Annotated in this window: 9 protein-coding genes; 2 read left to right on the forward strand and 7 right to left on the reverse strand. The window is 55.6% G+C overall.

All coding sequences use genetic code 11. From position 1 onward, the window contains the following. Positions 1-121 precede the first annotated feature (121 nt). The 4 genes from B7G66_RS10300 to B7G66_RS10315 form a co-directional block, all read right to left on the reverse strand. Positions 122-2404 (reverse strand): xanthine dehydrogenase family protein molybdopterin-binding subunit, encoded by a 2283-nt coding sequence (locus tag B7G66_RS10300; protein ID WP_003620029.1) that lies wholly within the window; start codon positions 2402-2404, stop codon positions 122-124. Further along, the gene (locus tag B7G66_RS10305; RefSeq protein WP_003620027.1) at positions 2397-3389 is read right to left on the reverse strand and encodes an FAD binding domain-containing protein; all 993 of its coding nucleotides are present in this window, start codon (positions 3387-3389) and stop codon (positions 2397-2399) included. Before B7G66_RS10305 ends, B7G66_RS10300 begins: the two co-directional genes overlap by 8 nt. Continuing rightward, entirely contained in the window at positions 3386-4072 is a 687-nt protein-coding gene (locus B7G66_RS10310) for a 2Fe-2S iron-sulfur cluster-binding protein (RefSeq protein ID WP_003620025.1), read from the reverse strand. The genes B7G66_RS10305 and B7G66_RS10310 overlap by 4 nt, the downstream gene beginning before the upstream one ends. 328 nt (positions 4073-4400) lie before the next feature. Continuing rightward, on the reverse strand, positions 4401-6398 hold the full coding sequence (locus B7G66_RS10315; RefSeq protein WP_003620024.1) for a M1 family metallopeptidase: 1998 nt from the start codon (positions 6396-6398) through the stop codon (positions 4401-4403). Between the two features lie 775 nt (positions 6399-7173). On the opposite strand from B7G66_RS10315, the gene trhA reads away from it, so the two are divergent. Continuing rightward, positions 7174-7830, forward strand: a complete 657-nt coding sequence (gene trhA / locus B7G66_RS10325; RefSeq protein ID WP_040511952.1) for a PAQR family membrane homeostasis protein TrhA — start codon at positions 7174-7176, stop codon at positions 7828-7830. A gap of 30 nt (positions 7831-7860) precedes the next feature. Here trhA and B7G66_RS10330 read toward each other — a convergent pair whose 3' ends face one another. From B7G66_RS10330 to B7G66_RS10340, 3 genes are all read right to left on the reverse strand, one after another. Further along, complete coding sequence (locus B7G66_RS10330) at positions 7861-8697, reverse strand: SDR family NAD(P)-dependent oxidoreductase (protein ID WP_003620018.1); 837 nt, start codon at positions 8695-8697, stop codon at positions 7861-7863. 117 nt (positions 8698-8814) lie between these two features. Then, positions 8815-9468 carry a DedA family protein gene (locus B7G66_RS10335; protein ID WP_003620016.1) on the reverse strand — a complete coding sequence of 218 codons (654 nt, stop codon included), beginning with the start codon at positions 9466-9468 and terminating at the stop codon, positions 8815-8817. A 309-nt stretch (positions 9469-9777) separates the two neighbouring features. Beyond that, positions 9778-11475, reverse strand: coding sequence for a thiamine pyrophosphate-binding protein (locus B7G66_RS10340; protein WP_003620014.1), 1698 nt, complete (start codon positions 11473-11475; stop codon positions 9778-9780). 265 nt (positions 11476-11740) lie between these two features. On the opposite strand from B7G66_RS10340, the gene B7G66_RS10345 reads away from it, so the two are divergent. After that, positions 11741-12580, forward strand: a complete 840-nt coding sequence (locus B7G66_RS10345; RefSeq protein ID WP_048859163.1) for a nucleotidyltransferase domain-containing protein — start codon at positions 11741-11743, stop codon at positions 12578-12580. Positions 12581-13045: the final 465 nt, after the last annotated feature.

A 13045-nucleotide genomic window follows, 5' to 3' on the forward strand; every position in this document is an offset into this window, starting at 1 on the left:
GTCATTGCGTGCCCCCTTTTTTAATACCGACATGTAGTGATCAGAAAATCATTTATTTCGTAAGGAGTTTTCAACAAAATACTTTTCTGGTGCGATTTATTTTTTAACAGTCCTTTATGACTCAGGCTGGCATTTCCGGCAGATGTGGCAGCAGCCGGTCAATCGTGATGGGAAAGTTGCGCACGCGTATGCCCGTGGCATTGAATACGGCGTTGCCAATTGCCGCTGCCGCGCCACAGATCCCGACTTCGCCCAGCCCCTTGATATGCAGTGGGTTGGAAACCGGTTCATCTTCCGCGATCATGACAACTTCCATATCAGGCATGTCAGCATGGGTGGCGATGTGGTAATTCGCAAGGTCATGGGCCGTGAATTGCCCCGTGCGTGGGTCGGGTGTGTTTTCTTCGTGCAGTGCGTTTGAAATTCCCCATATCATACCCCCCAGAAGTTGCGAACGCGCGGTACGGCTATTGAGGATGCGGCCACATGCGAAAACGCCGAGCATCCTGCGCACCCGTACCTCGCCCGTTATGGCGTTAACGGCAACTTCGGAAAAATGCGCACCAAACGAAGCCTGCGACCATTTCAGGGAGTTCGGGTCTGCCGTGATTTCGCCGTGAGCCTGCATGCCATGGGGAAATACGCGTTCCAGGAAGCTGGAAAGGGATTCATGTCGTCCCCCCGCGTGAAGGCTGCCTGCGTCAAGCTGTATGGCCTCCATCGGCTGTCCATACAGGGGGGAGTGTTCATCACGGATGGATGCCTCCAGTAACAGGGTGCGCAGATTTTCGCAGGCACGCAGGACGGCTGATCCCGCGCTTTCGGCCCCGAATGATCCCCCCGAACCCGGTGCGGGGGGATAGGTCGTGTCCCCCATTTCCACACGGACCTGCGTGAGGGGAAGCCCCATTGTGCCTGCGGCGATCTGTGTCAGAATGGTCTGGGTGCCGGTTCCGGGATCGGTCATCGCCAGTTGAACCGTCAGGTTCGCCCGCGCATCAATATGTGCCAGCGCCTGACAGGGTTTGAGCAGGTTATAGCGCATCGCGCATGCCATCCCCATACCCATCAGCCACTCCCCTTCCCTTACCTGCCCTGGCCGGGGATTGCGGGCTGTCCATTTGAAACGCCTGGCCCCTTCTTTCAGGCATTGTCGTAGATGTCGGCTGCTGAAGGGTCTGTTTGCGGTCAGGTCGGTGGGAGTATCGTTGAGCAGACGAAGTTCGAGAGGGTCCATCCCCAGTTCGTGCGCCAGCTCGTCCATGGCGCATTCCAGCCCGACCATACCGACTGCATCACCGGGGGAGCGCATGGAATCTGAACGTGGCAGGTCAAGGTGATTGAGGTGTGCATCCGTGCGTATGGCGTCCGCACGATACAGGCCACGCGTGATGGTGGTTGTGTCCTCCACGAAATTATCGAACGAGGCGCAATGTGACAGTGCATCATGACAGATGGCGCACAGGCGGCCCGTCCGGTCCGCACCGATGCGCACTGTCTGGCGGGTGGCGGTGCGGTGGGTGGTTGCGGAAAACATCTGTGTGCGTGTCATGCCCACCTTGACGGGCGCGCCCAGCATGCGTGCGGTGAGTGCAGCAAGGATCGCATCGGCGAAATATGGCAGCTTGCCGCCAAATCCGCCGCCCACATATGGGCTGAGGACGCGCACATGATGGGGCGAGATTTGCAGGGTTGCGGCAATGCCCATCTGGATTGATACAAGGTTTTGTGCGGATGTATGCAGAATCAGGCCGTCTTTGTGCCACATCGCCGTTGTGGCGTGGGGTTCCATCTGGGCATGGTTCTGGTGTGGCGTTTCATAAACCGTATCCACCCTGACGGCGGATCTGGCAAAAGCCGCATCAAAATCGCCATAATCCGTATGGGCGGGTTTGAACCCATTGAGGAATTCCGGCTCTTTCGCGGTAATGGGGTCGAGTACCACCGCATGTGGTTCGCTGTCATAGCGCACATCGACGGCCATCGCGGCGGCGCGTGCCTGTTCAAATGTATCCGCCACGACAAGGGCCACGGGTTCGCCATAATAATGGACATCAGGACCGCGCAGCACGGGTTGCGCACGTGCAAATCGGTCCTTGGCGCGCAATGGTCCCCATGGGGCCTGGGGTGGGGCATTATCACTGGTCAGGACGAGGTGGACCCCCGGCATGCCCCGTGCTGTCGCGGTCAGGGTGGCAGTGATACGTCCTCGGGCGATTGTTGACAGTACCATAACCCCCACAAGCGGGTTGGCAGCTGCGCCCAGTGTGGACGCATCCAGTTCATAGGCATAGCGGGCCTGCCCCGTTACTTTCGGTGTGCTTTCCACACGGCGTATGCCCGCGCCGATCATCGGGATCGCAGAGGAAATCTGGTCGGATGATCCGGGGGGAAGGTCAGTCATGTTCATCCTCCCGCGACAGGATGGTCAGAACCTGCATCAGTGTCCGTCGGGCAAGGGGAATTTTGAAATCATTGTCGCCATGGCCTTTGGCACCCGTCAGGGCAATATCAGCTGCATGCGACAGGATTGCAGGCGTGGGCTGTTGTCCCATGAGGGCTTGCTCGGCCGTCCCAATGCGCCATGGCCGTGGGGCAATGCCGCCAAAGGCAAAACGGGCCTCCTGTATATATCCCTGTCGAACCTGCACTATGGCTGCGACTGAAACCAGCGCAAACGCGTAGGAGGCCCGGTCGCGGACCTTGCGATAGGTCTGTCGCCCTATCGGCGTGGGCGGGATCATGATCGAGGTGATCATTTCATCGGCTTGCAGCACCGTTTCCATATGTGGTGTATCGCCGGGCAGGCGATGGAAGTCAGCGATGGGGATTTCACGTCCCTGCCCGTTTGCCCGCCGGGTGCATACCCGTGCATCAAGCACGCATAACGCCACGGCCATGTCGGATGGGTGAACGCTAATGCACTGCTCACTACCACCAATGATGGCGTTCATCCGGTTGGCACCTTCCATTGCGGCACACCCGCTGCCGGGATGTCGTTTGTTGCATGCTGCCGCCCGGTCGTAAAATGCGACACATCGTGTCCGCTGCATCAGGTTGCCGGCAGTGGTTGCCATGTTGCGGATCTGTCCCGATGCCCCCGCCACGATGGCATGGGACAGTACGGGATAATGGTGCAGGATATGGGGGTGCGCCGCCACGTCGGCATTGGTGGTCAGTGCACCGATATGCGTGTTACCCGCGCCATCGGTCGTAATCCCGCGTAATTGTGCAATACGGTTGATATCTGCCAGACGGTCGGGCTGCATCACCTGCAGTTTCATCAGGTCAAGCAGGTTGGTACCACCGGCCAGAAGCGTGGCCCCTGTTGCCCTTTCGCGTGTCGCGGCTTCGGTTGTGGTGGGACGGACATAGGAAAATGGTTTCATGTGGAATGTCGCGCGACATCAATGATTGCGGCGTGAATATTGGGATAGGCACTGCACCGGCACAGATTGCCTGCCATGCGTTCGCGCAGGTCCGCGGGGTCGAGGTGGGGAGGATGTTCCCTACGTTCCATAGTAACCATGCTGGGGAAACCTGCCTTCCATTCACGCAGCATGCCGATCGCCGAACAGATCTGTCCCGGCGTGCAGTATCCGCACTGAAACCCGTCATGTTCAACGAAGGCCTGCTGCATGGGGTGCAGGTGCCCTTCTTTGCACAAGCCCTCAATGGTGATGACCTGCGCGTCGTCATGTGATGCGGCAAGCGACAGGCACGACAGAACCCGTTTGCCATCAAGCAGGACAGTACAGGCACCGCATTGCCCGTGGTCACATCCCTTCTTCGTGCCGGTCAGATGCAGATGCTCACGCAGCAGATCGAGCAGCGTGGTGCGTGTGTCAACTGCAAGGTGATGGGAAGTGCCATTGATTGTCAGGCGGATATCCACGTCATGCTGCATGATGTCATGCGTGACCGGATTCATGTGATCCCGGCCCTGTGCGGACAAACCTGCTGCCCCGGCCGATGGGGTATTCAACAGTCCCGTCACCGCCGCCCCTGCCTGCAAGACAAGGCGGCGTGAAAGGGGAACATGGATGGGACCGGCGCATTTACGGGGTATCATGATGTCTGGTCATAGCCTTTCATCGTGGCGGAAAATGCGGGGGCGTTACAGGTTTTAAGACCGTGACGCGCCAAAGGTTGCGATTATATATGGGATGATAGGGTCAATCGGGGGATGCGGCATCCCTTGCCGAGATGGTGGCATGGCGCGAGACAGCTTATGCCGGTCCATCCCGCCAGGCCGTCTGGATCACTGTTTGCGCAGCGTAACATGCGGATCGAAATCATGAAAAAGGGGGCCATTCCTGTCGAATGGCCCCCGTATTATACGCCCGGCCCTCTACCAGAGCGCGTTGCGATAAAATCGATTGTGTATTCGCCAGCCCTGTTCAGGGAGTGTGCAGGGTATTGTTGCTGCGATCAATGTCGGGAATGGCATGGTCGGGATCAAGCGTCACCGTTCGCAGCGAACCCTGTGTTTTGATCGGGAGGTCGATGGCTGTATGCTGATACCATGTTTCGGTAGGAATGGTCTGGCGCGTGGTCGAGCCATCCGCATAGGTCAGAAGCATTGTCACCGGAATGGGCAGGCTGCCCTTGTTCTGCACACTGATCCGGTATCCATCGGACGTTGCATGAATGCCGGTGCAGGCATAATCGGGCGCACGGTTTTCAAAATACCATCCGCGCCAGAACCATGACAGATCCTCGCCTGTTTCGCTGCTCATGAACCGGAAGAAATCCGATGGCGTCGGGTGATGGTAGGCCCAGACGTCGATATAGCGTCGGAAAGCACGGTCAAAGCGTTCCGGCCCGACAATCTGTTCACGCAGCAGCTTGAGCCCATAGGCCCCTTTGAAATAGGTGACCGGATGACGATAACGCTCCTGCACCAGATCCGATGGCACCATCAGCGGGGGGGCATCCTTGTCACGCAGGAGCGGGACAATATCATCAGCCGGGATACCCGTCAGCGGGGCGAATTCATTGTCCTTCTTGGGGGCGAATTCACCATGGTTGAAATGATCGGACGCATAGGCATCGATGAAGGTATTGAATCCCTCGTCCATGAAGGCGTTGCGTCGTTCATTGGATCCTACGATCATGGGGAACCAGCCATGGCCAAGTTCGTGCGTGGTGATCCAGAATAGCTGTGGCCCATGGTCCTTCATGCCGTCAAAGACAATGCCGGGATATTCCATCCCTGCCCCATGACCGCCCAGGTTGATCGCATTCTGCCACGGATAGGGATACCACTGTTCCGAAAAATATTCGATCGCGTGCTTCACATATTCGGTGGATCGGTCCCATCCATCAGGACCAATCCCCTCTGTGGGATAGACGGACATGGCAAGGTGCGGACCCTTGCTGACCCCATGGTCAGGCAGGTTCATCCGCGCGGCATCCCACACAAAGGCCGGGGATGCGGCAAATGCCACGTCACGGGTGTTTTCCATACGGAAGTGCCACGTCATGTCGCCATGGTCATGACGATGGCTGGTCGGATCAGTGACATCCTGTGCGGTACGGATCAGGACGCGTGTATCGCTGTGGGCGGCCTGTGACAGGCGCTGTCGTTCGGTTGCGGTCAGGACGGCGCCGGGATTGAGCAGCGTGCCTGACCCCACAACCGTGTAATTCCAGGGTACCGTTACACGATAGTCGATATTTCCATATTCAAGATAGAACTCCTGCGTCAGATAGGGCGCAGTATCCCATCCCCGGATGTCGTCATATACCGCCATGCGGGGATACCATTGTGCGATTTCGTAAATATCCCCATTTTTACTTGGGGTAACAGATGTACGCCCACCCCATGGACCGGGAATGACGTAATGCCATGTTACATGGATGCGTAATTTCCCCCCCTTGCCCCGCAAGGTGGCAGGCAGGCGCAGTTGCATGCGGGTATCGCTGATGATCGGGGTGATTTCTTTCTTTACACCCTTATATTCTACAATAACTTTTTCAATCTGGACGCCATCGGTGCGCGGGGTGGAAAAACGTTCCGAAGCATATTGTGAACGTGAGTCAGGCTTATATTCGTTTTGTTCCAGATTCAGCCAGATGACATCCAGCGCATCGGAACTGTTGTTGGTATAGGTAATGGTTTCCTGCCCCGAAAGGCTTTTCGTATCTGGCTGTATTGTGGCGTGGATGGAATAATCCGCGCGGTTCTGCCAGAAAGCACGCCCCGGAATACCTGCGGCCGAGCGGAAGGCCGTGGGCCTGTCCGGCATTGGTTGTGGCATGAAAACCGCCGGTGCCTGTGCTGCCTGTCCGGGGGGAAGACGGTCTGCGGCCCACCCGGACGTAACACATGCAAGGGAGGCGACACAGCCAAGAAGCAGGGACCGGTATCCTTTTGTATCAAAACGAAAATTCATGAATATGGAACCTTTTACTCTGGTGTCGCCATTAAGATGGATTATGTCCAGACGAACGTAGCCTGCCTGTAGGGATACGGTCAATTCGGTTCATAAGTGTTATGATCGCCGATGCGGCAAATGGATTTATCCGTTGTTTATGAACATGAAAGATTTTTTCATGGGAGTGTCAGGATGTAGGGAGAAATATTCTATAATTTCGGTTTGATGCAGATTTTTTCCTTGAATATAAAAACATAATAAATGCATTTTCTTCGGTATTTTTTTTGGGAATATATAAAATATGTTTGTTATTTTAAAATTTGTTAATAATTAAGAATAAATTTCATTTTGAATTTACTTTTTGATGCGAATTCAAAATGAATTTTGGCCGGCAGGGCGCTCAATGATCTACTGACCAGATGATGCCATATGTGTTCAACTCGATAAACTCCTGCCCAAAGCATTCCATTCTCATCGAGAGCTTGCTTCTGCAAGCTCTGGGAGTTCGAGTGCATCGTCAGGTAGCGCGAGAAGATTGACAGGCCGTTCGCTGCCATGATTCATCTCGCGGTCGCGATCATCAATGTGCGATATTTCCAACATGCCCGGGTAGGTTACTGGCCACAAATTTCCAACCAGCCTTTCGGATCATGCCGTGCTGAAAAGACATATCACCGCCCAATCAGGAATGCCCGGGGATAATCATTTTCAACAGGATCATACTTTTTCTCATTCATGTGCTGCATGGCTGCCGCGTCCACGGATGAGGGATATTTACGATATAATGCCGGGTATGAGTATAAAAGCCCGCTTCCCCTCTTACACCCTGCTTGAACGTGTTGCTGACCTTATCGTGCATGTCGTCGGGGTGGCCGTCATGATTGCCGGTGCAGGATGGTTGGGGGCCTCGGTGCCGCATACTGCCACTTGGATGGTGCGGCAGTCGGTTGTTCTTTATGGCACCTGCCTGATCCTCGTATGCATATGCTCGGCAGCATATAATTTCTGTCCGGCCTGTCGCATCAAGGGCGGGTTGCAGCGGGTTGATCAGGCCATGATCTTTGTCGCTATTGCCAGTACCTACACGCCCTTCATCGTTATCGGGGGACATGGATGGCGCAGCTTCTACTTCTGCGTGCTGTTATGGATCGTGGCCTTTGCCGGTATGGGGATGAAGCTGTTCTGGTTTGAAAAAAGCCAGAAATATCAGGTCATTCCCTATCTGGTGGTCGCATGGATGTTTTTCTTGTGTCCAGATCCGGTTTTCTGGCACCTGCCGTGGCAGGTGCTTGTCCTGATTATTCTTGGCCTTGTTTTTTATTCGATTGGCACGCTGTTTTATAATTACGACAAGCTGCCTTTCTCCAACGCGCTGTGGCACGTCATGGTGGTTCTGGGGGCATCCACCCATATCTATGCCGTGCGGCGCATGATCGATGTTATCGCCTGATCCCCGCCTTCATGTCATGATTGGGTGTCTTTAGGTTGGGGTCGTTTCATCCTTGCGTTCACGCAGGTATTTGCGCCGCCCTTTTTCCCCCATCCATAGCATGACCGGCAGAAGTTTTTGCCAGATGGCGGGAAAAATCAGTAGAAGCTGGCCAAAAATCCCGTCAGATGAAGGGACGAACACATCCCGGCTCCGCTGACGCAGGGCGCGCAGGATCAGTGTCGCGATGTGTTGTGGTGGTACCGGTAAGGTCACGAAATTAAGGGCGGACCCTCCATTTTGCATTTCCCTCTGCAGCATGGGCGTATCCACGGCCCCAGGGAAAATGGAGGAAACATGGATGCCGCGTGACCGGACCTCCTCCCGCAGGGAAAGGGCAAAGCCACGCAGCCCGAATTTCGTGGCGGCATAGACACTGCTCCCCCCCAGGGGAACGATCGCAGCCATAGAATTGACAAAGACGATATGGCCGCCCCGTGGCACCAGGTCCAGCAGTCGTGTCGTCAGCATGATGGGGGTTTGCAGGTTGACCGTCACCTGTTCCCTGATTGCCCCGTCATCAAGGTCGGAGACGGTCTGCGGTACGATGACCCCCGCACAGTGGATGAGTGCCCGCACGGGGGCGCCAAATGACCTGATCCGGTCCGTCGCCAATCCGATGGCCTGCGGGTCCCCAAGGTCACAGCGGATGTTGGTGATGCCGGGGGAGTGTTCCAGTGTCGGGACACTCCCCTGTCGCGTCAACGCAATTACATGGTATCCGGCAGTCAGCAGACCTTCGATGACAAGGCGACCGATCCCCCCTGCCCCGCCGGTAATGACCGCCAGCGGATGTTGTGTTGAAGCCGGTGGAAACGGAGCCGTCATAAGAGTCTCGCGAACGATAAGATTGTGATTATTTTCAACCTGATATGCATCTGGCTCATGTTACCTGAGGTAACATAAAGTCATCATGACGTCGAAGATAAATCGTAATCGGTATTTTCACGGTATCTTTTGCGAAGGGTTTTTCTGGGTGTCGTCAGTCATGTCCTGGCGGGCTTCCTGCAATGCCTTATCCGTCAGCCGCTTTTCGTTGCGGCGTAGGAAAATGGCGCATCCTCCCACCCCGATGACAACAGTTACGGCCCCGATGACGCTGGCGGGACCGGAAAGCTGCATGATCTTGTGACCGAGATAGTAGCTCAGCATGGCATAGCCACCAGCCCAGCAGATGCCGCCTGCCGCGTTGAAGATCATGAAACGTGGCCACGTCATGTGATTCGCACCGGCCAGCAGGGCCACGAACACACGGACCACAGCGATGAAACGGCCAAAGAACACAATTTCACTGCCATGGCGACGGAACAGGAACCGGCCAAGCAACAGGCGATCCGGGGTCATGCCGATCCGCGCGCCATAGCGTTGCAGCAATGGTATTCCGACCATGCGCCCGATGATATAGCCGATATTATCGCCGATGATCGCGCCCACGATGGCCGCCACGGCAACCCAGCCGATATCCATGTGATGCGTCGCCGCACAATAGAGCGAGGCGGAGATGATCAGCGTTTCTGCCGGCAGGGGCAATCCCATGCTTTCCAGCATGACGATCAGGGTGATTACGCCATATCCATAATGCTGGAACAGGTATTCCATGTGGTGAAGCAGCTTACAATCTCCTTGCGCAACCCGCGTGTGGCGCGGCTTTCACGCGACTGGAAATGGCTGTCATCACCTCTTCTGGCGGTGTCCATGTCGCCCGATATGCCATGCTGATAACGCAATGGGGGATTTCACAATCCATGGAAAGCCTATTTTTCAAATAGCTGCCTTCCATCATATCGGGGATATCCCGTATTACCCAACAGGATTAAGGGGTTTGGCGTATCAAATGGCATCCTGTGGCCCGGTATGGGGCGGCATGCAGCGCCTGCCCCCCCCCATGTCATGGTTATCATGTCATGGTTATTCAGCCCGGATCATGATTTCCACCACATTGGCGCGACCCGATGCGATCCCAGCCTGAATGGCGGCGGCGATATCGGTTGCCCGCGTAATCCTGCATGCCGACAGGCCATAGGATGTAGCCATCGCCTGATAATCTATGACCGGGTCGTTCAGGTCCATGGCAAGGTAATTGCCGTTACGGGTGGAGACGTAGTGCGTTTGTCCCCGCATGAAGCCCTTCAGGACATTATATTCCTGATTGTTCATGATGACGAAAGTCACCGGCAGCTTCTCATGCGCTGCGGTCCAGATTGCCTGCGGGGAGTAAAGAGAGGCCCCATCCCCCACCAGGCAGACGACAGGTTCACGCCCCAGACCAAGCGATGCGCCCACGGCGGCCGGCATCCCCCAGCCCAGCGCACCGCCGCGCAGGAAGGAGTACTGCGCGGGCCAGTCGCTGTTGAGGAAAGAGCGCACGTGTGATGAGGTGGCGATGGCTTCATCAACGATGGCAATGTCTGGCCCGATGGCGCGCACCGCCTCATAGGCTGCGACACATGGCGCGATGACGGGGTCTTCCATCCTGTGTCGTGCAATGGATAATGCCGCGTTCCGGCGATCACGGTTACGCGCCGTGACCTTTTCCCGCGCAGAGGCGTAGACATCCTGACGCCCCTCGATTTCCCTGGCCAGCAAAGGCAGGAACGCTTCGAGCGAGGCGCGGATATGTCCCACCAGCGATAGTGGCGTGTAAAATGTGCGCCCAAGATCCCCGATATCTGCCGAGACCTGATAGATCGCGCACCCCGGCGGCACAGCAGACCCTTCGGAATACAGGATGGTAATCAGCGATTTGCCACCCAGTGCAAAGATCGCATCATAATCTCCCAGCTTTGCCGCGATATCCGTGGCCCGTGTTGGCAGGTTGCCTTCCCACAAGGGATGGGATGTCGCAAAGGGAACACGTGACGGCCATGAGGAGCCGAAGACCGGTGCCCCCAGAAGTTCCGCCACGGCGGCCACCTGTGCCGCAGCCCCCGCGGCGTGAACTTCGTCCCCTGCGATAATTCCCAGCCGTCCTGGTGCGATCTGCGCCAGGTGCCGCGCCAGTTCCGGCAGGCCGCCAGCGATGGAGCAACGTTCGATCCGCGATGGGGGGGCTGCGGAAACGGTACTCATTTCCTCCATGACATCCATGGGTAATGACAAGAAGACAGGCCCGGTCGGGGCCGCCATGGCGTCATTGAAAGCACGGTGGACCAACACCGGCAGTTGATCGGCATGCATGACTTCCTGCGCCCACTTGACGGCCGGGGTGGCGATGCTGACCAGATCCCCGAACAGAAGGGGGTCGGAGATGGTATGGCGGGAATCCTGCTGTCCCGCCGTTACAACCAGAGGGGTTTGCGACACGCTGGCGTTGAGGAGGTTTCCCATGCCATGGCCCAGACCACCTGCCGTATGCAGGTTCAAAAATCCCGGCCGTCCCGCCGCCTGCGCATAACCATCAGCCATGGCGACAGCACTGGCTTCCTGCAGGGCCAGCACATATTGCAGGTCCGGACGTTTCTGCAGGGCGTCAATCAGCGGAAGTTCCGTCGTGCCGGGATTGCCAAAGATATATTTGACGCCCTCGCTTTCAAGAATTTCGAGCAGGATGTCAGCGCCCCTGCGGCTACACTGTCCATCGATATCACTGATTGCCGTGATCTGCATGAATGGCCTCTTTCATACTGGTGTCATTGCAACTGTAATATGAAAATGGCGATTGTCATCCACCCAACTGTGGGCAAATGCATATAAGACAGACGATGATACCTGAACCGGGGATATCGGTTATTTATATTCAAAAACATATGGCGAAATATAATGTTAGGATACTGACGACGACGTGCCTCCCCTGCCGGACCACGCGTCGGCGCGCAGGATGTGCGCCTGACCCCAAAAGATATATTGAAAATACAGAACTGGCCTGATGAACATGACGCAAGCACAGGAATGGCTTCGCTCCATCCCCGAAAGTTTCTGTAAGACCGCATTGACGGATATCGACCGGACGCTTGCGACGATCCGGGCGGAGCATGACGTCATCATCCCGCTGGCGATTGAAAGCGGTAGTCGTGCATGGGGCTTTCCCTCCCTCGACAGTGATTATGATTGCCGGTTCATCTTCATCAGGCCAATGGCGCAGTATCTGTCATTGTGGCCCGTGCGTGATGTCATCGAAATCCCGCTCACGCAGGAACTTGATGTCAATGGCTGGGATCTGGCCAAGGCTGTCCGCCTGCTGCTGAAGGGAAATGTGGTGGTCATGGAGTGGCTGTCTTCTCCCATTATCTATGGGATGGACACGACCTTCCAGACACAGTTCATGGCCCTGGCGCATCGGGTCTGTAGCCGTCCCCTTGTTGCACGGCACTACCTGCATCTGGGTGAGAAACAATATAACCGGAATTGCAACGGACAGGGGCAGGACATGCGGCTGAAGAAACTGTTTTATGCGCTGCGTCCGGCGATTGCCCTGCGTTGGTTACGTCTGCATCCGGCGGAAAATGTCGTGCCGATGCACTTTCCTTCCCTGCTGCGTGAATGCGAACTTGAACATGGCACAGTCGAAATCATTGATGATCTGATCCGTGCCAAGGCGCAAACGCGTGAAACACGCCTGGTCGGGATGCCTGCCGTGCTGGATCAGTTGGTGGCGCATGAATTCGCCTATGCCCATGAAGCATTTGATCATCTGTCACCGAAGATTTCGGCGCATGCCATGACCGAAGCTGATGATTTTTTTCACCAGCAGATCAGGTCATGTCATCGGTGAAGTGGGATGATGATTGAAGTGAGCGGAATGGCGGCATGGTAAAGTGGTTTTCAGTTTATCGGTATCTGGGCGATAATCAGGGCCTGTTACAAAACCTGCGGGCTGTGTTTTCCATGCGCCTTAGTGGAGAAAGTCTATTCCCTTTACGTGTTCCTATGGCTTCTGGATGGAATGGTCGGGAGAATATCATCTCGCATTCACTGGTCGATCAGTCCGTAGGATTCATAATTACTGTCGCCGCAGCATGTATTGTGAATGCTATAGATTCATTATATATATTTAATTGGATGTGAAGTGCATATACTTAAGTATTATATAAATCATGTGGTATATTAATTGGATATGTAAATTTAAAAATATACGAAATACTCAGAATATATGGATTATGGGGTTGTCGTATCTTCCGCTGCAGGTTCTCCTTGAGCAGGAGCAGGAGCAGGAGCAGGAGCAGGAGCAGGAGCAGGA

Origin of the sequence: Novacetimonas hansenii JCM 7643 (assembly GCF_000964405.1) — a bacterium.
In the GTDB taxonomy this organism is placed as follows: domain Bacteria; phylum Pseudomonadota; class Alphaproteobacteria; order Acetobacterales; family Acetobacteraceae; genus Novacetimonas; species Novacetimonas hansenii.